Raw genomic sequence first — 24,467 nt, 5'->3', positions numbered from 1 at the left:
CGATGCCCGAGTTGCCCGAGGTCGAGGTCGTCCGGCGCGGTCTGGAGCGGTGGGTCGCCCATCGTGTCGTCGCCGACGCCGAGGTGCTGCACCCGCGTGCGGTACGCCGTCATGTGGCCGGCGCCGACGACTTCGCGCACCGCCTCAAGGGCCATCGCATCGGCGTGCCCAGCCGCCGCGGCAAGTACCTGTGGCTGCCCCTGGAGGACACCCACCAGTCGGTCCTCGCCCACCTCGGCATGAGCGGCCAGCTGCTGGTCCAGCCGAACGCTGCCCCCGACGAGAAGCACCTCAGGATCCGCGTACGCTTCGCCGACGACCTCGCCACCGAACTCCGCTTCGTCGACCAACGCACCTTCGGCGGCCTGTCGTTGCACGACAACACCCCCGAGGGCCTGCCCGACGTCATCGCCCACATCGCGCGCGACCCCCTGGACCCGCTGTTCGACGACGAGGCCTTCCACCAGGCGCTGCGCCGCAAGCGCAGCACCATCAAACGGGCCCTGCTCGACCAGTCGTTGATCAGCGGGGTCGGCAACATCTATGCGGACGAGGCCCTTTGGCGCGCCCGCATCCACTACGAACGCCCCACCGCGACCTTCACCCGCCCGCGCACCGCCGAACTCCTCGGCCACACCAGGGATGTGATGAACCAGGCGCTCGCCGTGGGCGGCACCAGCTTCGACAGCCTGTACGTCAACGTCAACGGGGAGTCGGGCTACTTCGACCGGTCGCTGGACGCGTACGGCCGTGAGGGTCTGCCCTGCAAGAGGTGCGCCACACCGATGCGCCGGCGCCCCTGGATGAACCGGTCCAGCTACTTCTGCCCGAAGTGTCAGAGGCCGCCGCGCGTGGTGTCGTAACGCTCGCGGGCCGCGAGCACGTCGTCCATGCGGCCCTCCAGCAGATGGACGAGGGCCAGCAGCCGCTCGGCGACCTCGCGGCCGAGCGGGGTGAGTTCGTAGTCCACGCGGGGAGGGTTCGTCGGCTGGGCCTCGCGGTGCACCAGGCCGTCGCGCTCCAGCGCGTGCAGCGTCTGCGAGAGCATCTTCTCGCTCACGCCGTCGACCCGGCGGCGCAGCTCGTTGAAGCGCAGGGAACCCTCGAACAGGGCGCAGAGCGTCAGACCGCCCCAGCGGCCCGTGACGTGCTCCAGCGTGCCGCGCGAGGGACAGGCCTTGGCGAACACGTTGAACGGGAGGTCGCCCGCCTCCATGAGCTCCTGCGTGGTGTCCATACCTCAAGCGTACTTGAGTGCAGCGCTAACCGACAGGTTGCACTAACCATGAGTTAGTGCACCGTCGTCGTCCCCGTCTAGTACCCGAAGTCCTGCGTCCACCAGGGGCCGCCCGACCCGAAGTGCACACCGACGCCCAGCGTCTTGAAGTCGCAGTTCAGGATGTTGGCGCGGTGACCGGGGCTGTTCATCCAGGCCTCCATCACGGCGGCCGCGTCGGCCTGGCCCCGGGCTATGTTCTCGCCGCCGAGGTTGGATATGCCCAGCTTCGCCGCCCGGTCCCACGGCGAGGCGCCGCTGGGGTCGGTGTGGTCGAAGAAGCCCTGGGCGGCCATGGCGTCGCTGAACTTCTCCGCCAGATGGGACAGGGTGCTGTTGGCGGAGACCGCGCTGCAGCCGACCTTGGCCCGCTCCTCGTTGACCAGCTTGAGCACCTCCGCCTCGGCGGCGGCCGCCGCCGAGACCGTCACCGGAGGGGTGGTCTGCTTGGGCGGCTTGGTCCGCTGCTGCGGGAGCGTCGTCTGCGGCTTCTCGGTGGGCGTGGCTTTCGGCTTCTTCTGCGGCGCGGTGGTCGGCGCGGCCGAGGAGGTCGACGGGCTCGGCGAGGGCGAGGCCGAGCGGTCGGCGTCGCGGCTCGTCGAGGAGCCCTCGTCCCGGCCGGCGGCGCTGCCGGACGTGCCGCCCTGCTCGGTCGCCGAGTTGGTCGGCGTGTTCGCCGCCTGCACCTTGTCGGAGCTGCCGCTGCCGCCCAGCTTGTAGTTGTCGAGGCCGGGCATCGCACCCGTGGCGACCGCGACCGTACCGATGGCGACGGCGGCGGAGACCCCGAGCAGGCCGGTGCGCACCGGGGTCACGGCCTTCTTCCGGCGCCGGCGCGGGCCCCCGCGCCGGGAGCCCTTGTCGGGAGCGAACCCGTGCTCCGGGAACACCGTCGCGTAGTCGTCCTCGGTGGCGAACAGGTACGCCGCGCTCCTCGCGGAGGCCTCGGCGTACTCCGTGGAGTGCAGATACGGGGCGGTGCCCATGTCGGGCCGCTCGTCACCCGGGTCGGCCTCAGGCGGGTCGTAGCTGTACGAGTACTGCTGGGGGTCGTAGCTGCTCGCGTACGAGCCGTCCCTACCTGTGACCCCCGTGGCGCGGCCCGTGGCGGCGCGGCCGGCGGCGGAGCGTCGGTGGCGTCCCATGTCTTGGCCTTCCTCGTCTTGCGATCAACGTGTCCCATATGATCTTGCTGAGTGATCCAACTCACCCGATCGAGTGAGTTTCATATGAGATTCATTGGGTGGGGACGGTACCGCATGGCGTCAGAGGAGGATGTGTCCCGAGAGACATTGGCCGGTTAGGTTGCATCCATGAGCGAGGATGTGCGGCTGGTCGCCTGGGTGCGGGGACGCGTCCAGGGTGTGGGTTTTCGCTGGTTCACGCGGGCCAAGGCCCTCGAGCTCGGCGGCCTGAGTGGTTTTGCTCTCAATTTGGGCGACGGGCGGGTGCAGGTGGTCGCCGAAGGCCCCCGGGAACGGTGCGAAGGGCTGCTCGACTGGCTCGGGGGCGACGACACGCCCGGCCGGGTCGAGGGTGTCACCGAGATCTGGGACACACCGCGCGGAGGGTACGACGGCTTCGCCATCCGCTGAGGCGATTCTGTAAAGCGACCCCGGTGGCAGCGGACGAACATGCCGTCGGCAGGTGCCCGGAGCGGAAATTGCCTGGTGGTTGCCAAGAACCGCTTGTCGTGGCAGGCTGCGCACCCAAGAATGATCGCCACGCCCTGAGGGCCCCGCAGGAGTCGCAGCGCCGCCGCCTTCAGGCCGCGCGCCCCCGGGTTGCCCGCCAATACAGGGCGTGATCGTGTTGACCGTCAAACTTTTTGGTGAGACGCTGAAAGCACCCCGCGCACCTTAGCTGTTTGGCATGGATGAACGGCAGCATGAACTCCATAGTGTCAAGCACCGCGGGTGCGATTCCCTCACGACCCACACCGCTTCGGTCGGTCACTCAGTGTGGAGGACCATCCATCATGGCAAAGGCGCTTCTCGGTTACGTCGGCGGCTCCGACCCTCGACTCCTCGCCGAGATGCGACGGCTCCAGCAGCGCGTCCAGGACCTGGAATCCGAGCTCGTACGGATCCAGGCGGAGAACGACGCGCTCGCGGCTGCCGCTTCTCACGACAGGATCATGGAGAGCATCGACGCACACCAGGCGGAGCCTGCGCTCACCTGATCACTGCATCGCACCACGACAGCAGTGGTTGGGCCGCCCGTATCAACCGCTAAGTTGTCAGAGTTTGCAAGGGACGCTTCGGCGTCCCTTCTTTCTTTCCCCCGTGCATCCTTTCACCCTCTTTAACGTTTGGTGTGCCCTGCACGTTCAAGGGTGAAACCGCGGGTTCATGGAGTGGGATACCGGCGGAAGGTAGAGTCCAGCGGCGTGCACCTCAAGGCCCTGACCCTCCGCGGGTTCAAGTCGTTCGCCTCGGCGACCACGCTCCGGTTCGAGCCGGGCATCACGTGCGTCGTGGGACCGAACGGCTCGGGCAAGTCCAATGTGGTGGACGCCCTGAGCTGGGTGATGGGCGAACAGGGTGCCAAGTCGCTGCGCGGCGGCAAGATGGAGGACGTCATCTTCGCCGGCACCACCGGCCGCCCGCCGCTGGGCCGCGCCGAGGTGTCCCTGACCATCGACAACTCCGACGGCGCCCTGCCCATCGAGTACGCCGAGGTCACCATCACGCGGATCATGTTCCGCAACGGCGGCAGCGAGTACCAGATCAACGGCGACACCTGCCGTCTCCTCGACATCCAGGAACTCCTCTCCGACTCCGGCATCGGCCGCGAGATGCACGTCATCGTCGGCCAGGGCCAGCTCGACTCCGTCCTGCACGCCGACCCGATGGGCCGCAGGGCCTTCATCGAAGAGGCCGCGGGCGTGCTGAAGCACCGCAAGCGCAAGGAGAAGGCCCTCCGCAAGCTGGACGCGATGCAGGCCAACCTCGCGCGCGTGCAGGACCTGACGGACGAACTGCGCAGACAGCTCAAGCCGCTGGGCCGGCAGGCTGCCGTCGCCCGGCGGGCCGCCGTCATCCAGGCCGACCTCCGCGACGCGCGTCTGCGCCTCCTCGCCGACGATCTCGTACGGCTGCGGCAGGCGCTGAAGGCAGAGGTCGCGGACGAGGCCGCGCTCAAGGAACGCAAGGAAGCCGCCGAGCAGGAGCTGAAGAAGGCACTGCAGCGCGAGGCGCTCCTGGAGGACGAGGTACGACAGCTCGCTCCCCGGCTCCAGCGGGCCCAGCAGACCTGGTACGAGCTGTCGCAGCTGGCCGAGCGGGTGCGCGGCACGATCTCGCTGGCCGACGCGCGGGTGAAGAGCGCGACGTCGGCGCCGCCGGAGGAGCGGCGCGGTCGCGACCCCGAGGACATGGAGCGCGAGGCCGCCCGTATCCGTGAGCAGGAGGCCGAGCTCGAGGCAGCTCTGGAGGCGGCCGAGCGGGCTCTGGAGGACACGGTCGCGCACCGGGCCGAGCTGGAGCGCGAACTCACGCAGGAGGAACGGCGTCTGAAGGACGTCGCCCGCGCCATCGCTGACCGTCGCGAGGGCCTCGCCCGGCTCAACGGGCAGGTGGGCGCGGCCCGTTCGCGGGCCGCCTCCGCCCAGGCGGAGATCGACCGCCTGGCCGCGGCCCGGGACGAGGCGCAGGAGCGGGCCGTCGCGGCCCAGGAGGAGTACGAGGCGCTCAAGGCCGAGGTCGACGGCCTCGACGCGGGCGACGCGGAACTGGCCGAGCAGCACGCGGCGGCAAAACAGCAGCTGGCGGAGGCGGAGGCAGCCCTGACCGCCGCCCGCGAGGCGGCCACCGCGGCGGAGCGCAGCCGAGCCGCGACCCGGGCCCGCCACGAGGCCCTGGCACTGGGACTGCGCCGCAAGGACGGAACGGGCGCGCTGCTCGGCGCGAAGGATCGTCTCTCCGGACTGTTGGGGCCGGCCGCCGAGCTGCTCACGGTCACTCCGGGGTACGAGGTTCCCCTGGCCGCAGCCTTCGGCGCGGCGGCGGACGCCCTCGCGGTGACGTCCCCGTCGGCCGCGGCGGACGCGATCCGCTTGCTCCGCAAACAGGACGGCGGCCGGGCGTCGCTGTTGTTGGCGGGTGCGCCGGAAGACACCGGTAGGGCAGCGGACCTCAGGGGCGCGGGGCTGTATCACCATGCGGCTCCGCCGCTGGGCGCGACCAGCCACGATGAACCCGCAGACGCCCAACGACCTTACGCGGCAGACCTGGTTCGAGCCCCTTCCGACCTCATGCCCGCCATCCGCCGTCTCCTCGCCGGCATCGTCGTGGTCGCCACCCTCGAAGACGCGGAAGAGCTCGTCTACAGACGACCAGACCTCACCGCCGTAACCGTCGAAGGCGACCTCCTCGGCGCCCACTTCGCCCACGGCGGCTCCGCCGGCGCCCCCAGCCTGCTGGAGGTACAGGCCTCCGTCGACGAGGCCGCCGCCGAGCTCGAAGAGCTGGCCGTGCGCTGCGAGGAACTCACTGAGGCACAGCACGCGGCGGGCGAGCGGCGCAAGGAGTGCGCCGCGGCGGTCGAGGAGCTGGGGGAGCGGCGCCGTGCCGCCGACCGGGAGAAGTCGGCCGTAGCGCAGCAGCTGGGCCGGCTCGCCGGGCAGGCACGGGGCGCGGCGGGCGAAGCGGAGCGCACCGTCGCCGCTGCCGCGCGGGCGCAGGACGCGCTGGACAAGGCCCTCGAAGAGGCCGAGGTCCTCGCCGAACGCCTCGCCGTCGCCGAGGAGATGCCCGTCGAGGAGGAACCGGACACCTCGGTACGGGACCGTCTCGCCGCCGACGGCGCCAACGCCCGTCAGACCGAGATGGAGGCCCGCCTCCAGGTCCGTACCCACGAAGAGCGCGTCAAAGGACTCGCCGGCCGTGCCGACTCCCTCGACCGCGCCGCCCGAGCGGAACGTGACGCACGCGCGCGTGCCGAGCAGCGCCGGGCGCGCCTCAAGTACGAGGCGTCCGTGGCGGAAGCCGTCGCCTCCGGCGCCCGGCAGCTGCTCGCGCACGTCGAGGTCTCCCTCGCCCGCGCCGAGGAGGAACGCACCGCGGCCGACGCCGCCAAGGCCCGCCGGGAGCAGGAGCTCGCCGCCGCCCGCACCACCGGCCGCGATCTCAAGGCCGAGTTGGACAAGCTCACCGACTCCGTCCACCGCGGCGAGGTGCTCGGCGCCGAGAAGCGCATGCGGATCGAGCAGCTGGAGAACAAGGCGCTGGAGGAGCTGGGCGTGGAGCCGGCCGGGCTCGTGAGCGAGTACGGCCCGCACCAGCTCGTACCGCCCTCACCGCCCGCCGAGGGCGAGGAACTGCCCGAGGACCCGGAGCACCCCCGCAACCAGCCGAGGCCCTTCCACCGCGCCGAGCAGGAGAAACGGCTCAAGGCGGCCGAGCGGGCCTACCAGCAGCTCGGCAAGGTCAACCCGCTCGCCCTGGAGGAGTTCGCCGCACTGGAGGAACGCCACAAGTTCCTCAGCGAACAGCTGGAAGACCTGAAGAAGACCCGCGCCGACCTGCTCCAGGTCGTCAAGGAGGTCGACGAGCGCGTGGAGCAGGTCTTCACCGAGGCCTACCGGGACACCGCCCGCGAGTTCGAGGGCGTCTTCAGCCGGCTGTTCCCGGGTGGTGAGGGACGGCTGATCCTGACCGACCCCGACAACATGCTCACCACGGGTGTCGACGTCGAGGCCCGTCCGCCGGGCAAGAAGGTCAAGCGGCTGTCGCTGCTCTCGGGCGGTGAGCGCTCGCTCACCGCCGTGGCGCTGCTGGTGTCGATCTTCAAGGCCCGGCCGAGCCCGTTCTACGTCATGGACGAGGTCGAGGCCGCGCTCGACGACACCAACCTGCAGCGGCTCATCCGCATCATGCAGGAGCTGCAGGAAGCCTCGCAGCTGATCGTGATCACCCACCAGAAGCGGACCATGGAGGTCGCCGACGCGCTGTATGGCGTCTCGATGCAGGGCGACGGTGTGTCGAAGGTCATCAGCCAGCGGCTGCGCTGACCTCAGTCGGCGTCTGGGCTGAACATTCTCTTCAAGAGTTGAACACATTCCCGTCACGGGTGCGCTAAAAAGTCACAGGGGTGACCTCTTGACTTCGAAACTTGAAGGCATAGTCTCGGCAACGTTGTTTTTACCTTCAGGTATTACCTACCGGGAAGGGTCCCCCACCCGGCAGCGCTGCCGGTGGCCCGAGGAGTTGAACGTGACCAGCACAGTGCAGGCACAGAAGTCAGGAGCCAGAGCGGCTCGTCCCGAGCACCTCGGGCGCGTCACCTTCATCGCGGCGGCGGCCGCGATGGGCGGTTTCCTGTTCGGCTACGACAGCTCCGTGATCAACGGCGCCGTCGAGGCCATCCGGGACCGCTACGGCATCGGCTCCGCGGCCCTGGCCCAGGTCATCGCCATCGCCCTGATCGGCTGCGCCATCGGCGCCGCGACCGCCGGCCGCATCGCCGACCGGATCGGCCGTATCCGGGTCATGCAGATCGCCGCCGTGCTGTTCACCGTCAGCGCCGTCGGCTCTGCGCTGCCCTTCGCGCTGTGGGACTTCGCCCTCTGGCGCGTGGTCGGCGGCTTCGCCATCGGCATGGCCTCCGTCATCGGCCCCGCCTACATCGCCGAGGTCGCCCCGCCCGCGTACCGCGGCCGCCTCGGTTCGTTCCAGCAGGCCGCGATCGTCATCGGCATCGCCATCTCGCAGCTGGTCAACTGGGGTCTGCTGAACGCCGCCGACGGCGACCAGCGCGGCAAGCTGATGGGCCTGGAGGCCTGGCAGGTCATGCTCGGCGTCATGGTGATCCCGGCCGTCCTCTACGGCCTGCTCTCCTTCGCCATCCCCGAGTCGCCCCGCTTCCTCATCTCCGTCGGCAGGCATGAGCGTGCCCGCGAGATCCTCGCCGAGGTCGAGGGCGAGCACGGCGACCTGGACGCCCGCGTGAACGAGATCGAGCACGCGATGAAGAGCGAGCACAAGTCGGCCTTCAAGGACCTGCTCGGCGGCGGCTTCTTCTTCAAGCCGGTCGTCTGGATCGGTATCGGCCTCTCGGTGTTCCAGCAGTTCGTCGGCATCAACGTCGCGTTCTACTACTCCTCGACCCTGTGGCAGTCGGTCGGCGTCGACCCGACGGACTCGTTCTTCTACTCCTTCACCACGTCGATCATCAACATCGTCGGCACCGTGATCGCCATGGTCTTCGTCGACCGGATCGGCCGTAGGCCGCTGGCTCTGATCGGCTCGATCGGCATGGTCGTCGGTCTCGCGCTGGAGGCCTGGGCCTTCTCGTACGACCTGGTCGACGGCAAGCTGCCGGCCGCGCAGGGCTGGACCGCCCTGATCGCCGCGCACGTCTTCGTCCTCTTCTTCGCCCTGTCCTGGGGTGTGGTCGTCTGGGTCATGCTCGGCGAGATGTTCCCGAACAAGATCCGCGCCGCCGCCCTGGGCGTGGCCGCCTCCGCGCAGTGGATCGCCAACTGGGCCATCACCGCCAGCTTCCCGTCGCTCTCCGACTGGAACCTCTCCGCGACCTATGTGATCTACACGGTCTTCGCGGCGCTGTCCGTCCCGTTCGTCCTGAAGTTCGTGAAGGAGACGAAGGGCAAGGCGCTGGAGGAGATGGGCTGAGCAGCCCCGCGCACTCGGGGAGAAGGGCCAAGTCCCCGCTGCCCCTCTCCCCGTACCGTCCGCCGCCCCCGCCCTGCACTGCCAGGGCGGGGGCGGCGGCCACTTGTCTCACCAGATGAGGACGCCACCGCCGATCTCCAGGGCCTTGCGGACGCTCTCCTCGATGATCCGCAGCCGGGTCTCGATCTGGTGCCGGTGCTCCTCGACCGTCCGCGGCCGCTCGGTGCCGTGGGCGAGTTCGTCGAGACGGGAGCGCAGCAGGGCGACCTCGCGCCGGAACTCCGGCACATCCCCGGCCTCGACGTAGAGATCGTCGTCTGCCAGCACCGGGAGGAAGCGGGCGCCCAGCGAGCGTACGAACTCCGATCCCCACACCGTCGTACGCCAGGACTCGAACCCCCCGGACTGGTACACGTCGTCCGGCACGTCGAGTATCCGCATCCTGCCGTCCGGCTCCCGGACGAACACGTCCACCAGCAGACTCATGGCCGCAGTGGACCACCGCCGGGCCCCGCCCGACCACCGGTTATCGCCCCGGCTCGGCCCCCAGCGCCGGAAGCACCCGTTCCGCGAACAGCCGCAGACTCCGCCATCCCTCCTCCACCGGCATCCCGCCGGCCAGCGGATGCAGCACGAGGTTGTCCAGTCCCTGCTCCACGCACTGGTCCGGCGTCAGGATCCGGTAGACGCCCTCCGCGCGCAGCTCGTCCACGCTCGTGGCCGCCGACTTCACCGCCGAGCGGATGTCGCCGGACTGCCAGGAGGCGTACGTCCGCGCCTCGTGCAGGAAGTGCTCGCCGTACTCGGCCCACGCCCGGTCGGGATCCTCGGCGAGGTGCAGCAGCGGCGTCTCGGCGGCGGGCATCATGGTCCAGCCCTCGGTGCCGTACTCGACGAGCCGCTCCTTGTAGTACGCCTCCAGCTCCGGCAGATGCGCGCTCGGGAAGAAGGGGAGCCCGAGGCGGGCCGCGCGGCGGGCGGCGGCCTTCGAGGACCCGCCGACCAGGAGCAGGGGGTGCGGCTCGGTGAAGGGCCGCGGAGTGACCCGTACCGTACGGCCCCGGTACTCGAACTCCTCCCCGGTCCACGCCTTGAGCACCGTCTCGAGCAGCTCGTCCTGGAGCCTGCCGCGCCGCTTCCAGTCCACGTCGAACTGCGCGTACTCCTCGGGCCGGTACCCGATCCCGGCGACGGTCACCAGCCGGCCGCCGCTCAGCAGATCCAGTACGGCGATGTCCTCGGCCAGCCGCAGCGGGTCGTGCAGCGGGCCGATCACCGCCGAGACCGTGACCGCGATGCGCCGGGTGGCCCCGAAGACCGCACCCGCGAAGGCGAACGGCGACGGCAGCCAGTTGTTGCCGACGCCGTGGTGCTCCTCCGTCTGGACGGTGGTGATCCCGCGCTCGTCGGCGTACGCGGCCATCTCCAGGGCGGCCCGGTAGCGGGCGGCGAGCGAGGCGGGCGTGGCGCCGGGTTCGACGAGGTTGAAACGTACGACGGAGACGGGCATGGGGGTCTCCCTTCACCGGGCGGGTGTGCAGGGGGACGTTAGCTGACGGTGTGTCAGACATCCAGAGCGGTGTCGCAGGACTCCATGACTGATACTGGACGGGTTATGGAAACCGTCATCCTTGCTGTAGTCATCGCCGTGGTCGTGCTCGGCGCGCTCGGCGGACTCGTCATCGGCAGCCGACGGAAGAAGTCGCTGCCCCCGCCGCCGCCCGCCGCGCCCGACATCACCGCCCCTCCGGCCGAGCCGCACGTCGGCGACGAGGCCGAGACACCCCGCGACGAACCGCGCCGGACGATAGAGGAGGTGGATCTTCCGGACGGCTCGGCGCCGGTCGCCGTCGAGGAGCCGCCCGTCCTCGAAATCCCCGAGCTCGAGGTCCCCGAGCCGACGGCCGGACGCCTGGTCCGTCTGCGCGCCCGCCTCTCCCGCTCCCAGAACGCGCTCGGCAAGGGGCTGCTCACGCTCCTGTCGCGCGAGCACCTCGACGAGGAGACCTGGGAGGAGATCGAGGACACGCTGCTCACCGCCGACGTCGGCGTGGCGCCCACCCAGGAGCTGGTCGAGAGCCTGCGCGCGCGGGTGAAGGTGCTCGGCACCCGCACCCCCGCCGAGCTGCGCGGCCTGCTGCGCGAGGAACTCCTCAAGCTGGTCGGCACCGACCTCGACCGCACGGTCAGGACCGAGCCCGAGACCAGCAAGCCCGGCATCGTGATGGTCGTCGGGGTCAACGGCACCGGCAAGACCACCACCACCGGCAAGCTGGCCCGCGTCCTGGTCGCCGACGGCCGCAGCGTCGTCCTCGGCGCCGCCGACACCTTCCGTGCCGCCGCCGCCGACCAGCTCCAGACCTGGGGTGAGCGGGTCGGTGCCCACACCGTGCGCGGGCCGGAGGGCGGCGACCCCGCCTCCGTCGCCTTCGATGCGGTGAAGGAGGGCAAGCAGATGGGCTCCGACGTCGTCCTCATCGACACCGCCGGGCGCCTGCACACCAAGACCGGGCTCATGGACGAGCTCGGCAAGGTCAAGCGCGTCGTCGAGAAGCACGCCCCGCTGGACGAGATCCTCCTCGTCCTCGACGCGACGACCGGGCAGAACGGCCTGGTGCAGGCCCGGGTGTTCGCCGAGGTCGTCGACATCACCGGCATCGTGCTCACCAAGCTGGACGGTACGGCGAAGGGCGGCATCGTGATCGCGGTCCAGCGCGAGCTGGGCGTGCCGGTCAAGCTGGTGGGTCTCGGCGAGGGCGCCGACGACCTGGCGCCGTTCGAGCCGGAGGCGTTCGTTGACGCCCTTATCGGAGAGTGACCCCCCACCTACCAGAGTCGGTATGTGGTCTGTGGCCGAAGAAGCGCCCGTTTCCCAAGGTGCAGTGGGGAGACGGGCGCTTCGCTGTGTGCGTCTGTGCAGATACGGCTAAGCCCGCGACCGATGCGCCACATAAGCCAGCGTCCCCAGCAGCAGCCGTGCCGCCGGCGGTTTCGTGGCCGAGTCCAGGGCGGGCGGCCGCAGCCAGCGCACCGGGCCCAGGCCGCCCCGGTCGGACGGCGGGGCCGTGATGTACGTGCCGGGGCCGAGGCCCCGCAGGTCCAGGGAGGTCGGGTCGTCCCAGCCCATGCGGTACAGCAGCTCGGGGAGTTCGGCGGCTGCTCCGGGGGCGACGAAGAACTGGGCGCGGCCTTCGGGGGTCGCGGTGACCGGCCCGACGGGCAGGCCCATGCGCTCCAGGCGGACCAGGGCGCGGCGCCCGGCGGGCTCGGCCACCTCGATGACGTCGAACGCCCGGCCGACCGCGAGCATCACCGACGCCCCGGGGAACTCGCCCCAGGCCTTGATCACTTCGTCGAGCGTGGCGCCGGCCTGGACCTGGGGCGCGAACTCCAGAGGATGCGCCCCCGGTGCGCTGCAATCCGCCCGGCCGCAGGAACAGGCGCCCGCCGCGGCCCGGGCTCCCGGGACCGCGTCCCAGCCCCAGAGCCCCGTGAACTCGGCGACGGCGGTGCACTCCGAGGAGCGGCCGCGCCGACGCGAGCCGGAGCGGATCTCCCGGATGCCGCCGATCGTGAAGCCCATGCCCCCTCCAACGGGTCCGACGCGCCGGTGGTTACGACGCGGATGCGGATCGTGACCCTGTGTTCCGGATGCATCGGCCCCGCGTGGTCCGGGCGGCGCTCGAAGTGCCCCGGGTGGTGAACTAGGCGGCGTACGCCCCTGAGTGCATCGCTCCGCCTACTCCGGGTTGGTCTATGTCAAGTGAATCGCGCCGAGGCGACACTGAGTTCATTCGAAGGGGTGGCGAATGGTGGCGTTTCCGGGATCGCCATGGCTGGACGAGTGATCGTAGGATTACTGTAAGTGCACGAGTCCTGGGGGCACATGCACTCGTGGGTATGCCGGAGGCAAGTAGGCATCCCGTTCGAAGGGTGAGAACCGGCGGACGGGCGGCTGTATGTACCGGCATTCTGATAGGGCTTGGCGCACTCGGCGACAAGTGGTCTCAGGGATGGGGGCGTTCCAGTGAGCGGCAACGGCGGAAGCGGGACGACCGCGACCAGCACGGACAAGCGCCCCAACGAGCTGCTCACGTCCTGGTTCGTGCGCAGCGGCTGGTCGAAGGGCGAACTCGCCCGCCAAGTCAACCGCAGGGCTCGCCAGTTGGGCGCCAATCACATCTCCACGGACACCTCCCGGGTGCGCCGCTGGCTGGACGGCGAGAACCCCCGCGAGCCGATCCCCAGGATCCTGTCCGAGCTGTTCTCCGAGCGCTTCGGCTGTGTGGTCTCCGTCGAGGACCTCGGCCTGCGCGCGGCGCGGCAGTCACCCTCCGTGTCCGGCGTCGACCTGCCCTGGACGGGCCCGCAGACGGTGGCCCTGCTCAGCGAGTTCTCGCGCAGCGACCTGATGCTGGCGCGGCGCGGCTTCCTCGGGACCTCGCTGGCCCTGTCCGCGGGCCCGTCCCTCATCGAGCCCATGCAGCGCTGGCTGGTGCCCTCGCCCCAGGCCCCGCAGTCGGAGCCGGAGCCGCCGGCCGCGCCCCGCCGGCCCGGCCGGCTCTCCAAGCCCGAGCTGGACCTCCTGGAGTCCACGACGGTGATGTTCCGGCAGTGGGACGCCCAGTGCGGCGGCGGCCTGCGCCGCAAGGCGGTCGTCGGCCAGCTGCACGAGGTGACGGACCTCCTCCAGGAGCCCCAGCCCGAGGCCACCACCAGGAAGCTGTTCAAGGTCGCCGGGGAGCTGGCGGAGCTGGCCGGCTGGATGTCGTACGACGTCGGACTCCAGCCGACCGCCCAGAAGTACTTCGTCCTCGCCCTGCACGCGGCCAAGGAAGCCGGCGACAAGCCGCTCGGCTCGTACATCCTCTCCAGCATGAGCCGCCAGATGATCCACCTCGGCCGGCCGGACGACGCGCTGGAACTGATCCACCTCGCGCAGTACGGCAGCCGGGACTGCGCGAGCCCCCGCACCCAGTCGATGCTGTATGCGATGGAGGCCCGCGCCTACGCCAACATGGGGCAGCCCGGCAAGTGCAAGCGGGCGGTCCGGATGGCCGAGGACACCTTCGCGGACGCGGACGAGTGGGACGAGCCGGACCCCGACTGGATCCGCTTCTTCTCCGAGGCGGAGCTGCACGGCGAGAACTCCCACTCCTACCGCGACCTCGCCTATGTCGCGGGCCGCAGCCCCACCTACGCGTCCCTCGCCGAGCCCGTGATGCAGCGGGCCGTCGAGCTGTTCTCCCGGGACACCGAGCACCAGCGCTCGTATGCACTGAACCTGATCGGCATGGCCACGGTGCACCTGCTGCAGCGTGAGCCCGAGCGGAGCGCGGTGCTGGCCGAGCAGGCCATGCACATCGCCAAGAAGGTCCGCTCCGAGCGCGTGAACACTCGTATCCGAAAGACGGTCGACACGGCCGTACGCGATTTCGGGGACCTCGCCGAGGTCGTGGACCTCACCGAGAAGCTCGCCGTCGAGCTCCCCGAGACCGCCGAGGCGGTATGAAATCCCCTGACCCCGGCCACGGCCGGCCCTCCCGAACTGCCCGACTCGGCTCCCCCCATGCCAGGTCATCGGAAGGCCGCCCGTGGCCGGTTTTCACCTTCGGTGAAGGTTGCGCCACGATAACGATGAACGCACCCGACATCCGGCAGTTCATCGAGGCGTAACACACAGGGCGCCTTCGTCACGGCGGCGAAACAACGAGGGGCTTCCAACGAAACCGCGCTGCGCCAATCTCATGGCGCATAACCGGCCCACCCCTCATGACCGCTTCAGGCTTCGCCCGCACGGGGCCGTACCAACGACGAGGAGACGCCGATGGCACCAGCCATCACGCTTGCCGCGGAGGCACCCAAGCTGTCCTCCGCGAACACAGGCTTCATGCTGATTGCATCCGCCCTGGTACTGATCATGACGCCGGGCCTCGCCTTCTTCTACGGAGGCATGGTCCGCGTCAAGAGCACCCTCAACATGCTGATGATGAGCTTCATCAGCATCGGAATCGTCACCATTCTCTGGGTGCTCTACGGCTTCTCCCTCGCCTTCGGTACGAACAACAGCCTCATCGGCTGGGACTCCGACTGGTTCGGCCTCCGCAAGGTCGGTCTGACGGAGTTGTGGCCCGGCTACACCATCCCGATCTTCGTCTTCATGGTCTTCCAGATGATGTTCGCCATCATCACTCCGGCCCTGATAAGCGGCGCCCTCGCGGACCGCGTGAAGTTCTCGGCCTGGGCGCTGTTCGTCGCCCTGTGGCTCACGGTCGTCTACGTCCCGGTCGCCCACTGGGTGTGGGGTGCTGACGGCTGGGCCTTCAAGCTGGGCGTGATCGACTTCGCCGGTGGTACCGCGGTCCACATCAACGCCGGTGCGGGGGCTCTCGGCGTCATCCTGGTCATCGGCAAGCGCGTCGGCTTCAAGAAGGACCCGATGCGCCCGCACAGCCTCCCGCTGGTCATGCTCGGTGCCGGTCTGCTGTGGTTCGGCTGGTTCGGCTTCAACGCGGGCTCGTGGCTCGGCAACGACGACGGCGTCGGCGCGCTGATGTTCGTCAACACGCAGGTCGCCACCGCCGCCGCCATGCTGGCCTGGCTCGCCTACGAGAAGATCCGCCACGGCGCGTTCACCACGCTGGGCGCCGCCTCCGGTGCGGTCGCCGGTCTGGTCGCGATCACCCCGTCCGGTGGTGCGGTCTCCCCGCTCGGCGCGATCGCCGTCGGCGCCATCGCCGGTGTCGCCTGCGCCGCGGCCGTGGGCCTGAAGTACAAGTTCGGCTACGACGACTCCCTCGACGTCGTCGGCGTCCACATGGTCGGCGGCATCATCGGCTCCCTGCTCATCGGCTTCTTCGCCACCGGCAAGGGCCAGTCCACGGCGACCGGTGTCTTCTACGGCGACCACTCCTTCACCCAGCTGTGGAAGCAGTTCGCCGGTGTCGGCGCGGTCCTCGCCTACTCCCTGATCGCCTCCGCGGTCCTCGCCTTCCTCCTCGACAAGACCATCGGGATGCGGGTCACCGAGGACGAGGAGATCTCCGGTATCGACCAGGCGGAGCACGCCGAGACCGCGTACGACTTCAGCGGCGCGGGTGGCGGCGTCGCCGGATCCGCCCCCTCGGTCCTGGCCGCCACGGAGAGCAAGAAGGTTGACGCATGAAGCTCATCACCGCCGTCGTGAAGCCCCACCGGCTCGACGAGATCAAGGAGGCCCTGCAGGCCTTCGGAGTCCACGGCCTGACGGTCACCGAGGCGAGCGGCTACGGTCGTCAGCGGGGTCACACCGAGGTCTACCGCGGTGCCGAGTACACCGTCGATCTGGTCCCCAAGATCCGTATCGAGGTGCTGGCCGAGGACGACGACGCCGAGCAGCTGATCGACGTCATCGTCAAGGCGGCCCGAACCGGCAAGATCGGTGACGGCAAGGTCTGGTCCCTCCCGGTCGAGACGGCCGTACGGGTCCGGACCGGCGAGCGCGGCCCGGACGCGCTCTAAAGGAAAAGAAGGACAGGAGCTGCTGGGTGTCGAGCACGGACGTGCACAAGGAAGCGGAAGACTCGGGACCCAGCGGCTACGCGGCGGCCCGGCTGCACCTCCTCACCGAGGGGGCGCAGTCCGGGCCGCCGCGCCGTACCGCCCTGTCCGAGCTGACGGACGACTGGCTGACGGGGCTGTTCGCCGCGGGTGCCGAGGGACTGCGCGGGGTCTCCCTGGTCGCCGTCGGCGGCTACGGCCGCGGTGAGCTCTCGCCACGCAGCGACCTGGACCTGCTCCTCCTCCACGACGGCAGTGACCCCAAGGCGGTCGCCGCCCTGGCCGACCGCATCTGGTACCCGGTGTGGGACCTCGGCCTGGCCCTCGACCACTCGGTGCGCACCCCCGCCGAGGCCCGCAAGACGGCCGCGGAGGACCTGAAGGTCCAGCTCGGTCTGCTGGACGCCCGCCACATCGCCGGGGACCTGGGCCTGACGGCCGGTCTGCGGACGGCCGTCCTCGCCGACTGGCGCAACCAGGCGCCGAAACGTCTCCCCGAACTCCAGGAACTCTGCGCCGAGCGCGCCGAGCGCCAGGGCGAGCTGCAGTACCTGCTGGAGCCGGACCTGAAGGAGGCCCGCGGCGGTCTGCGTGACGCCACCACCCTGCGTGCCGTAGCCGCCTCCTGGCTCGCCGACGCCCCGCGCGAGGGCCTCGACGACGCCCGGCGCCGGCTGCTCGACGTACGCGACGCCCTGCACCTGACGACCGGGCGGGCGACCGACCGGCTCGCGCTGCAGGAGCAGGACCAGGTCGCCGCCGAGCTGGGTCTGCTCGACGCCGACACCCTGCTGCGCCAGGTCTACGAGGCCGCACGCGTCATCTCGTACGCCAGTGACGTCACCTGGCGCGAAGTGGCCCGCGTGCTGCGGTCGCGCGCCGTACGGCCGCGGCTGCGCGCCATGCTCGGCGGCGGAAAGCCCGTCCCCGAGCGCTCCCCGCTGGCCGAGGGCGTGGTCGAGCAGGACGGCGAGGTGGTGCTCGCCCGGGCCGCGCGCCCCGAGCGCGACCCCGTGCTGCCGCTGCGCGCCGCGGCCGCCGCCGCGCAGGCCGGCCTCCCGCTCTCCCTGCACGCCGTACGGCGTATGGCGGCGGCCGTGCGCCCCCTGCCCACGCCCTGGCCCGCCGAGGCCCGCGAACAGCTGGTCACCCTGCTCGGCTCCGGGCACCCCACCGTCGACGTCTGGGAGGCGCTGGAGGCGGAAGGCCTGATCACGCGGCTGCTTCCGGACTGGGAGCGGGTGCGCTGCCGCCCGCAGCGCAACGCCGTCCACATCTGGACCGTCGACCGGCACCTCATCGAGACGGCCGTACGCGCCTCCGAGTTCACCCGCCGCGTCCACCGTCCCGACCTGCTCCTGGTCGCCGCGCTGCTGCACGACATCGGCAAGGGCTGGCCCGGCGACCACTCGGTGGCCGGCGAGATCATCGCCAAGGACGTGGCCGCCCGGATCGGCTTCGACCGCGACGAGGTGGCCGTGCTCGCCACGCTCGTACGCCACCATCTGCTGCTGGTCGAGACGGCCACCCGCCGCGACCTGGAGGACCCGGCCACCGTCCGCTCGGTCGCTGAGGCGGTCGGCTCGCAGTCCACCCTGGAGCTGCTGCACGCGCTGACCGAGGCGGACGCCCTGGCCACCGGACCGGCCGCCTGGTCGTCCTGGCGCGGCTCGCTCGTCGCCGACCTGGTCAAGCGGGTCGCCGCCGTCCTCGCCGGGGACGTACTCGACGAGCCCGAGGCCGCCGCGCCCACCGCCGAGCAGGAGCGGCTCGCCATCGAGGCGCTCGCCACCGGCAGCCCGGTGCTGTCCCTGCGCGCCCAGACCGAGCCGCCGGCGGAGGAACAGCCCTCCGGCGACCCGGAGCCGCTCGGCGTCGAACTGCTCATCGCCGTACCGGACCAGGACGGCGTGCTGCCCGCGGTGGCCGGTGTCCTCGCCATGCACCGGCTGACCGTGCGCACCGCCGAGCTGCGCACCCTGGACCTGCCGGACGGCGTCGAGGGCTCGGTCCTGCTGCTGGACTGGCGGGTCGCCGCCGAGTACGGCTCACTGCCCCAGGCGGCCCGGCTGCGGGCGGACCTCGTACGGGCGCTGGACGGGTCCCTGGACATCGCCGGGCGTCTCGCCGAGCGCGACGCCGCGTATCCGCGCCGCCGGGGTGTCGTGGCGCCGCCGGCGCGGGTGACGGTCGCCTCGGCCGCCTCCCGGCTGGCCACCGTGATCGAGGTGCGGGCGCAGGACGCCCCCGGCCTGCTGTTCCGCATCGGGCGGGCGCTGGAGGACGCGGGCGTACGGGTGCGCAGCGCACATGTCTCCACCCTGGGCGCGAACGCCGTGGACGCCTTCTACGTGACCGGGCCCGAGGGCGCGCCTCTGCCGGGCGACGAGGCGTCGGCCGTGGCCCGGAAGCTGGAGGAGACGCTGCGGGGGTGAGGCGGTGACGCAGGGGCGTCCCAGGCGCTGATCGGGGCCCGTCTGCGCGGGTGCGGTCCCGGGCGTCGGTGTCGTTCCATCCCTTGGGCGCCGGCGTCGAGGCCGCCCGGCCCCGCCGACGCGGAGCGCCGCCGTCACCGGCGCAGGTCGCCCGTCCCGTCCGTCGTATCCACCGGGCGGGGACGATTGTCTTGCGCGGCCGGATACCCTGGAAGACGCTCATACTGCCACCGACCCCGAGGACCGACGCCGCCGTGTTCGATACTCTCTCCGATCGCCTCTCAGCGACTTTCAAGAACCTGCGCGGCAAGGGACGGCTCTCCGAGGCGGACATCGACGCCACCGCGCGTGAGATCCGTATCGCGCTGCTCGAAGCGGACGTGGCCCTGCCCGTCGTCCGCACGTTCATCAAGAACGTCAAGGAGCGCGCCCTCGGCCCCGAGGTCTCCGGCACGCAGTACCCCGCCCAGCGGGTCCTGGACATCGTCAACGACGAGCTGGTCACCGTCCTGGGCGGCCAGACCCGCCGCCTGCGGTTCGCCAAGCAGCCGCCGACCGTGATCATGCTCGCGGGTCTGCAGGGTGCCGGTAAGACCACCCTCGCGGGCAAGCTGGCCAAGCACCTCAAGGAAGAGGGCCACTCGCCGCTCCTGGTCGCCGCCGACCTCCAGCGCCCGAACGCGGTCACCCAGCTGAGCGTCGTCGCCGAGCGCGCCGGCGTGGCCGTCTTCGCCCCCGAACCGGGCAACGGCGTGGGCGACCCGGTCCAGGTCGCCAAGGACTCGATCCAGCACGCGAAGACCAAGGTCCACGACATCGTCATCGTGGACACCGCCGGCCGCCTGGGCATCGACCAGGAGATGATGCAGCAGGCCGCGGACATCCGGGACGCGGTCTCGCCGGACGAGATCCTCTTCGTCGTCGACGCGATGATCGGTCAGGACGCCGTCAACACGGCGGAGGCCTTCCGCGACGGCGTCGGCTTCGACGGCGTGGTCCTCTCCAAGCTGGACGGCGACGCCCGCGGTGGTGCGGCCCTGTCCATCGCCTCGGTCACGGGCAAGCCGATCATGTTCGCGTCGAACGGCGAGAAGCTGGACGACTTCGACGTCTTCCACCCGGACCGGATGGCCTCCCGCATCCTCGACATGGGTGACCTGGCCACCCTGTTCGAGAAGGCGCAGAAGGAGTTCAGCGAGGAAGAGGCCGCCAAGATGGCCTCCAAGCTGGCCTCCAAGAAGGGCCAGGACTTCACCCTCGACGACTTCCTGGCCCAGATGGAGCAGGTCAGGAAGATGGGCAGCATCTCCAAGCTGCTCGGCATGATGCCCGGCATGGGCCAGATCAAGGAGCAGATCAACAACATCGACGAGCGGGACGTCGACCGCACGGCCGCCATCATCAAGTCGATGACCCCGGCCGAGCGCCAGGAGCCGACGATCATCAACGGCTCGCGCCGCGCCCGTATCGCCAGGGGTTCCGGCGTCGAGGTCAGCGCGGTCAAGAACCTGGTCGAGCGGTTCTTCGAGGCCCGCAAGATGATGTCCCGCATGGCCCAGGGCGGCGGCATGCCGGGGATGCCCGGGATTCCGGGGATGGGCGGCGGCGCCGGCCGCGCCAGGAAGCAGCCGAAGAAGGCCAAGGGCAAGCAGCGCTCCGGCAACCCGATGAAGCGCAAGCAGCAGGAGCAGGAGGAGGCCGCACGCCGGGCCGCCGCCGCTCAGGGCCAAGGCGCCTTCGGCATGCCGGGTCAGCAGGCGCCGCAGGACTTCGAGCTGCCGGACGAGTTCAAGAAGTTCATGGGCTGAGTTCACCCGGTGCGCGTGCCGGGGGTGGGGTGTTGTCGTAACGTCCGCTTATGACCAACCCCGCCCCGCCGCGCAAGTCGCCCGACCAGCCCTGGCGCACCGAGGGCACTCCCGAGCAGCCGCCCAAACCGCCGGACGGGCGGAAGATGCGCGGCGGCTGGTGGAGCCTGATCCTGACCGCGCTGGTCGTGTACCTGATCGCGAATCTGATCCTGTCGTTCTTCAACGAGGGCAACGAGCCCACGATTTCGTACACCGAGTTCAGCAAGCAGGTCGACGCGGGCAACGTCAGCAAGATCTACGCCAAGGGCAACGCGATCCAGGGCCAGCTCAAGAAGGAGCAGAAGAACCCGCACGGCGGCGGCAAGTACACCAAGTTCAGCACCGAGCGGCCGACGTTCGCGAGCGACAAGATCTGGGACGACCTGACGAAGCACAACGTCACCGTCACGGCGGAACCGGTCGTCCAGCACCGCAGCTTTCTCGCCAATCTGCTGATCTCGTTGGCCCCGATGCTGCTGCTGATCGCGGTGTGGGTGTTCGTCGCGCGGCGGATGAGCGCGGGGCTGGGCGGTGCGGGCGGGATGCTCGGCCGCAAGACGCCGCCCAAGCCGGTCGAACTGCAGCCGGGCGCCCAGCGGACGACCTTCGAGGACGTGGCGGGCATCGACGAGGTCGAGGGCGAGCTCAACGACGTCGTCGACTTCCTGAAGAACCCGGACGCCTACCGCAGGATGGGCGCGAAGATGCCGCGGGGCGTGCTGCTCGCGGGCCCGCCCGGCACCGGCAAGACCCTCCTCGCGCGTGCCGTCGCCGGTGAGGCCGGTGTGCCGTTCTTCTCGGCGTCCGCCTCCGAGTTCATCGAGATGATCGTCGGCGTGGGCGCCTCACGGGTGCGTGAACTGTTCGCGGAGGCCCGCAAGGTGGCGCCGTCGATCATCTTCATCGACGAGATCGACACCATCGGGCGGGCCCGCGGCGGCGGCTCCGGCATGGGCGGCCACGACGAACGCGAACAGACGCTGAACCAGATCCTCACCGAGATGGACGGCTTCTCCGGTTCGGAGGGCGTCATCGTCATCGCGGCCACCAACCGCGCCGACGTCCTGGACCCGGCCCTGACCCGCCCCGGCCGCTTCGACCGGGTGGTCATGGTCTCACCCCCGGACCGCGGAGGCCGCGAGGCCATCCTGCGGATCCACACCCGCGAGATCCCGCTCTCGAAGGACGTCGACCTCGGCCAGGTCGCCCGTACCACCCCGGGCATGACCGGCGCCGAACTGGCCAACCTCGCCAACGAGGCGGCCCTGCTCGCCGTCAAACGCAAGCAGGAGCGGGTGACCCAGACCGACCTCTCCGAGGCCCTGGAGAAGGTCCAACTGGGCGCCGAACGGCCGCTGGTGATGCCCGAGGAGGAGCGCCGCCGCACCGCCTACCACGAGAGCGGCCACGCCCTGCTCGGCATGCTCCAGCCCGGCGCCGACCCCGTCCGCAAGATCACCATCGTCCCGCGCGGCCGGGCCCTCGGCGTCACGCTCTCCACTCCGGAGTCCGACAAGTACGCGTACACCGAGGAGTACCTGCGCGGCCGGATCATCGGCGCGCTCGGCGGCATGGCGGCCGAACAGGTCGTCTACGGTGTCGTCACCACCGGCGCGGAGAACGACCTGGAGCAGGTCACCAACATCGCGCGCGGCATGGTCGCCCGCTGGGGCATGAGCGAGCGCGTCGGCCGCCTCTCCGCCCTCCCCAACGACGCCCAGCAGGCCTACGGCCTCGCGGCGGCCCCGCAGACCCTCGACGTCATCGACGGCGAGATGCGCCGCATCGTCGACGAGTGCTACGAGGAGGCGTGCCGCAAGCTGACCGACCACCGCGGCCAACTGGACGCCCTGGCCCGGGCCCTGCTGGAGCGGGAGACCCTGGAGGAGGCGGACGCGTACCGGATCGCCGGGATCACCCGGTTGGCGAAGGGCGACGGCGTCTGAAAGGCGTCTAGGGGGTACGGGCGATCAGGTACCGGAACACGTTCGGCATCCACACCGTCCCGTCCCGGCGCCGATACGGGTGCAGGGCCTCCGCCAGCTCCTTGTCCACCTGCGCCTGGTCGGTCGCGGAGATCGCCGCGTCGAACAGGCCCGTCGACAGCAGGCCCCGTACCGCGCTGTCGATGCCCGCGTACCCGAACGGGCAGGCGACCCGCCCGGAGCCGTCGGGCTTCAGCCCCGCCCGCTGGGCGACCTCCTCCAGGTCGTCGCGAAGGGCGGGGCGCCAACTGCCCGTGCTGCGCAGCGGATCCGCCAGCCTGGTGGCCACCCGCAGCACGGTCGACGTGGTGCAACGTTCCGGCGGACCCCAGCCGGCGAGCACCACGGGCGCCCCGCGCCCGGCGAGCGGTGTCGCTGCCTGCAGCAGCCCGCCGAGCCCCTCCGAGTCGCCCGCCAGACACCCGATCGGCTCGAAAGCCGTCACCAGGGTGAACGCGGGCGTCTCCGCGTCGCCCGCGGCCACGACGTCTCCGGGCGAGCCGTCGACGACACGGGTACCTGCACGCGCGCGCGTGCCCCACGCGTCCGGGAGCAGCCGCTCCCGCGCGAGAGCCAGCCGTTCGGGGGAGGAGTGGTCGACACCGGTGACCGCGGCGCCTCTGGAGGCCGCCATCAAGAGGGCCAGCCCGCTGCCGCAGCCGAGGCCCAACAACCGTGTGCCGGGGCCCACTTCCAGTCGCTCGTAGACGGCCTCGTAGAGCGGGACCAGCATCCGCTCCTGGATCTCGGACCAGTCACGCGCGCGTGCACACAGGTCCACACGGGGCGCCTGGCCCGTAGGGGACGGGTGCTGCCGCACGAGCGTAGGTGTCATGTAAAGCGCCCCAATCCGCCGAGAGTTGCCCCTGTACCCGATTCCATGGCCCCCGTGACGTGCGCTCGCACTCCCCCCGTATGCCAGGTAACTCCGCACTCGACCGCTCGTCCAGGGGTAGTGGGGCCCCGGATTGCGGGTTGCATATGCGGGCGAAAAGAATTCACATCCCGGCAACGTGGGCCCCTGCCATCGCGCCCATGGCAGACCTCCTGGGACTCGACCACCCGCATGATCGGCGCCCTGGTGATGACTCACGGAGATGACAACGGCCTGAGGGTCCCGCCGCGGCCGGCGCAGATCCAGGTGGTCGTCCTCACGATCAAGGGCGAGGAGGCGGTTTTGGCCAAGGTCCGTGGGATCGGTGACCGGTTGGCGGGCGGCGGGCCGCGAACTGAAGGGCGTCCCCGTACGCATCGAGGTCGGGCCCCGTGACCTGGAGAACGGCACGGCGATGGTCGCCCTCCTCCCCGCGATCCCGGAGGAGGACCAGGCGCTCCCGCTCGCCCAGTGCCGCGAGCGCCGTGAGTCCCGTACGGCCGACGTGCCGACGATCGGGGAAGCCGTCGAGGCGGTCGGCGCCGGCGGCTGGGCGCGCATTCCCCGGGCGGGTCTCGGCGAAGAAGGCGAGGCCGGACCGGCCGAGCACGCGGTGACCGTACGGTGTCTGGTCGCTGCCGACGGGTCGGTGCCGGACGCCGACGACGCGCCCGGTAACGTCGCGGTGGTCGCGCGCGCTTACTGATACAGGGCCGTTCCGCTGCGAGAGCGACCGAAACGCCCCTTGCGCATCTGCGGATCACACCCGCACCGGCGCGTGGACACCGTCTACGTGCCGGGTCGTAGAGCGGACTACGTACCGGCTTGGGACGAGCTGTGAGGTTTCTCCGCAGATCAGCGCACCCGCCCTCGT

The 24,467-nt window shown here is 70.6% G+C and carries 18 protein-coding genes and 1 pseudogene; 13 read left to right on the top strand and 6 right to left on the bottom strand.

Annotated features, from left to right (window positions below; translation table 11 throughout):
* Window positions 1-2: 2 nt before the first annotated feature.
* On the top strand, window positions 3-863 hold the full coding sequence (mutM, locus tag ACWC1K_RS25270) for a bifunctional DNA-formamidopyrimidine glycosylase/DNA-(apurinic or apyrimidinic site) lyase (RefSeq protein WP_450834477.1): 861 nt from the start codon (window positions 3-5) through the stop codon (window positions 861-863).
* On the opposite strand, the gene ACWC1K_RS25265 is transcribed toward mutM, so the two are convergent.
* Together ACWC1K_RS25265 and ACWC1K_RS25260 are read right to left on the bottom strand one after the other, a co-directional pair.
* Window positions 836-1,237 carry a winged helix-turn-helix transcriptional regulator gene (locus ACWC1K_RS25265; protein WP_351475356.1) on the bottom strand — a complete coding sequence of 134 codons (402 nt, stop codon included), beginning with the start codon at window positions 1,235-1,237 and terminating at the stop codon, window positions 836-838. The genes mutM and ACWC1K_RS25265 overlap by 28 nt on opposite strands.
* Window positions 1,238-1,314: 77 nt before the next feature.
* A complete protein-coding gene (locus ACWC1K_RS25260; protein ID WP_450834475.1) occupies window positions 1,315-2,421 on the bottom strand; it encodes a CAP domain-containing protein in 1,107 nt (368 codons plus the stop codon).
* A 168-nt stretch (window positions 2,422-2,589) separates the two neighbouring features.
* Between ACWC1K_RS25260 and ACWC1K_RS25255 the strand changes: the two genes are divergently transcribed.
* From ACWC1K_RS25255 to ACWC1K_RS25240, 4 genes are all read left to right on the top strand, one after another.
* Window positions 2,590-2,871 carry an acylphosphatase gene (locus ACWC1K_RS25255; protein ID WP_450834473.1) on the top strand — a complete coding sequence of 94 codons (282 nt, stop codon included), beginning with the start codon at window positions 2,590-2,592 and terminating at the stop codon, window positions 2,869-2,871.
* A 383-nt stretch (window positions 2,872-3,254) separates the two neighbouring features.
* Window positions 3,255-3,458, top strand: a complete 204-nt coding sequence (locus ACWC1K_RS25250) for a hypothetical protein (protein ID WP_016432419.1) — start codon at window positions 3,255-3,257, stop codon at window positions 3,456-3,458.
* Between the two features lie 207 nt (window positions 3,459-3,665).
* Window positions 3,666-7,289 (top strand): chromosome segregation protein SMC, encoded by a 3,624-nt coding sequence (smc, locus tag ACWC1K_RS25245; RefSeq protein ID WP_450834471.1) that lies wholly within the window; start codon window positions 3,666-3,668, stop codon window positions 7,287-7,289.
* Window positions 7,290-7,491: 202 nt separating this feature from the next.
* Window positions 7,492-8,910 carry a sugar porter family MFS transporter gene (locus ACWC1K_RS25240; protein ID WP_450834469.1) on the top strand — a complete coding sequence of 473 codons (1,419 nt, stop codon included), beginning with the start codon at window positions 7,492-7,494 and terminating at the stop codon, window positions 8,908-8,910.
* 108 nt (window positions 8,911-9,018) lie between these two features.
* On the opposite strand, the gene ACWC1K_RS25235 is transcribed toward ACWC1K_RS25240, so the two are convergent.
* Window positions 9,019-9,396 carry a hypothetical protein gene (locus ACWC1K_RS25235; protein ID WP_450834467.1) on the bottom strand — a complete coding sequence of 126 codons (378 nt, stop codon included), beginning with the start codon at window positions 9,394-9,396 and terminating at the stop codon, window positions 9,019-9,021.
* Window positions 9,397-9,436: 40 nt separating this feature from the next.
* Window positions 9,437-10,420 (bottom strand): LLM class flavin-dependent oxidoreductase, encoded by a 984-nt coding sequence (locus tag ACWC1K_RS25230; protein WP_450834465.1) that lies wholly within the window; start codon window positions 10,418-10,420, stop codon window positions 9,437-9,439.
* A 105-nt stretch (window positions 10,421-10,525) separates the two neighbouring features.
* Here ACWC1K_RS25230 and ftsY point away from each other — a divergent pair, with 105 nt between their 5' ends.
* Entirely contained in the window at window positions 10,526-11,728 is a 1,203-nt protein-coding gene (gene ftsY, locus ACWC1K_RS25225; RefSeq protein ID WP_450834463.1) for a signal recognition particle-docking protein FtsY, read from the top strand.
* Window positions 11,729-11,836: 108 nt separating this feature from the next.
* Here ftsY and ACWC1K_RS25220 read toward each other — a convergent pair whose 3' ends face one another.
* On the bottom strand, window positions 11,837-12,493 hold the full coding sequence (locus ACWC1K_RS25220) for a bifunctional DNA primase/polymerase (protein ID WP_450834462.1): 657 nt from the start codon (window positions 12,491-12,493) through the stop codon (window positions 11,837-11,839).
* Window positions 12,494-12,937: 444 nt separating this feature from the next.
* On the opposite strand from ACWC1K_RS25220, the gene nsdA reads away from it, so the two are divergent.
* The 6 genes from nsdA to ftsH all read left to right on the top strand — a co-directional run bounded on the left by nsdA (window position 12,938) and on the right by ftsH (window position 22,680).
* Window positions 12,938-14,422, top strand: coding sequence for a transcriptional repressor NsdA (nsdA, locus tag ACWC1K_RS25215; RefSeq protein WP_450834461.1), 1,485 nt, complete (start codon window positions 12,938-12,940; stop codon window positions 14,420-14,422).
* 315 nt (window positions 14,423-14,737) lie between these two features.
* On the top strand, window positions 14,738-16,075 hold the full coding sequence (locus ACWC1K_RS25210; RefSeq protein WP_450834459.1) for an ammonium transporter: 1,338 nt from the start codon (window positions 14,738-14,740) through the stop codon (window positions 16,073-16,075).
* Complete coding sequence (locus tag ACWC1K_RS25205; protein WP_003997576.1) at window positions 16,072-16,410, top strand: P-II family nitrogen regulator; 339 nt, start codon at window positions 16,072-16,074, stop codon at window positions 16,408-16,410. The genes ACWC1K_RS25210 and ACWC1K_RS25205 overlap by 4 nt, the downstream gene beginning before the upstream one ends.
* Window positions 16,411-16,436: 26 nt before the next feature.
* Window positions 16,437-18,884, top strand: a complete 2,448-nt coding sequence (locus ACWC1K_RS25200; protein WP_450834457.1) for a [protein-PII] uridylyltransferase — start codon at window positions 16,437-16,439, stop codon at window positions 18,882-18,884.
* A gap of 254 nt (window positions 18,885-19,138) precedes the next feature.
* Window positions 19,139-20,692, top strand: a complete 1,554-nt coding sequence (gene ffh / locus ACWC1K_RS25195; protein ID WP_450834456.1) for a signal recognition particle protein — start codon at window positions 19,139-19,141, stop codon at window positions 20,690-20,692.
* 50 nt (window positions 20,693-20,742) lie between these two features.
* A complete protein-coding gene (gene ftsH / locus ACWC1K_RS25190; protein WP_450834455.1) occupies window positions 20,743-22,680 on the top strand; it encodes an ATP-dependent zinc metalloprotease FtsH in 1,938 nt (645 codons plus the stop codon).
* A gap of 7 nt (window positions 22,681-22,687) precedes the next feature.
* Here ftsH and ACWC1K_RS25185 read toward each other — a convergent pair whose 3' ends face one another.
* On the bottom strand, window positions 22,688-23,554 hold the full coding sequence (locus tag ACWC1K_RS25185; protein WP_450834454.1) for an SAM-dependent methyltransferase: 867 nt from the start codon (window positions 23,552-23,554) through the stop codon (window positions 22,688-22,690).
* Window positions 23,555-23,755: 201 nt separating this feature from the next.
* On the opposite strand from ACWC1K_RS25185, the pseudogene ACWC1K_RS25180 reads away from it, so the two are divergent.
* Window positions 23,756-24,299: pseudogene (locus ACWC1K_RS25180) on the top strand (proline--tRNA ligase); the annotation flags it as partial.
* Window positions 24,300-24,467: the final 168 nt, after the last annotated feature.

This window comes from Streptomyces sp. NPDC001492, assembly GCF_053597275.1.
Note: the sequence above shows the minus strand (reverse complement) of the source record. Positions and strands in the feature narration are given on the sequence as shown.

What these genes read in the sequence shown, in the direction of transcription:
- mutM (WP_450834477.1), top strand. Translation starts at nt 3, where the DNA reads ATGCCCGAGTTGCCCGAGGTCGAGGTCGTCCGGCGCGGTCTGGAGCGG.
- ACWC1K_RS25265 (WP_351475356.1), bottom strand. Translation starts at nt 1,237, where the DNA reads ATGGACACCACGCAGGAGCTCATGGAGGCGGGCGACCTCCCGTTCAAC.
- ACWC1K_RS25260 (WP_450834475.1), bottom strand. Translation starts at nt 2,421, where the DNA reads ATGGGACGCCACCGACGCTCCGCCGCCGGCCGCGCCGCCACGGGCCGC.
- ACWC1K_RS25255 (WP_450834473.1), top strand. Translation starts at nt 2,590, where the DNA reads ATGAGCGAGGATGTGCGGCTGGTCGCCTGGGTGCGGGGACGCGTCCAG.
- ACWC1K_RS25250 (WP_016432419.1), top strand. Translation starts at nt 3,255, where the DNA reads ATGGCAAAGGCGCTTCTCGGTTACGTCGGCGGCTCCGACCCTCGACTC.
- ACWC1K_RS25235 (WP_450834467.1), bottom strand. Translation starts at nt 9,396, where the DNA reads ATGAGTCTGCTGGTGGACGTGTTCGTCCGGGAGCCGGACGGCAGGATG.
- ACWC1K_RS25230 (WP_450834465.1), bottom strand. Translation starts at nt 10,420, where the DNA reads ATGCCCGTCTCCGTCGTACGTTTCAACCTCGTCGAACCCGGCGCCACG.
- ftsY (WP_450834463.1), top strand. Translation starts at nt 10,526, where the DNA reads ATGGAAACCGTCATCCTTGCTGTAGTCATCGCCGTGGTCGTGCTCGGC.
- ACWC1K_RS25220 (WP_450834462.1), bottom strand. Translation starts at nt 12,493, where the DNA reads ATGGGCTTCACGATCGGCGGCATCCGGGAGATCCGCTCCGGCTCGCGT.
- ACWC1K_RS25210 (WP_450834459.1), top strand. Translation starts at nt 14,738, where the DNA reads ATGGCACCAGCCATCACGCTTGCCGCGGAGGCACCCAAGCTGTCCTCC.
- ACWC1K_RS25205 (WP_003997576.1), top strand. Translation starts at nt 16,072, where the DNA reads ATGAAGCTCATCACCGCCGTCGTGAAGCCCCACCGGCTCGACGAGATC.
- ftsH (WP_450834455.1), top strand. Translation starts at nt 20,743, where the DNA reads ATGACCAACCCCGCCCCGCCGCGCAAGTCGCCCGACCAGCCCTGGCGC.
- ACWC1K_RS25185 (WP_450834454.1), bottom strand. Translation starts at nt 23,554, where the DNA reads ATGACACCTACGCTCGTGCGGCAGCACCCGTCCCCTACGGGCCAGGCG.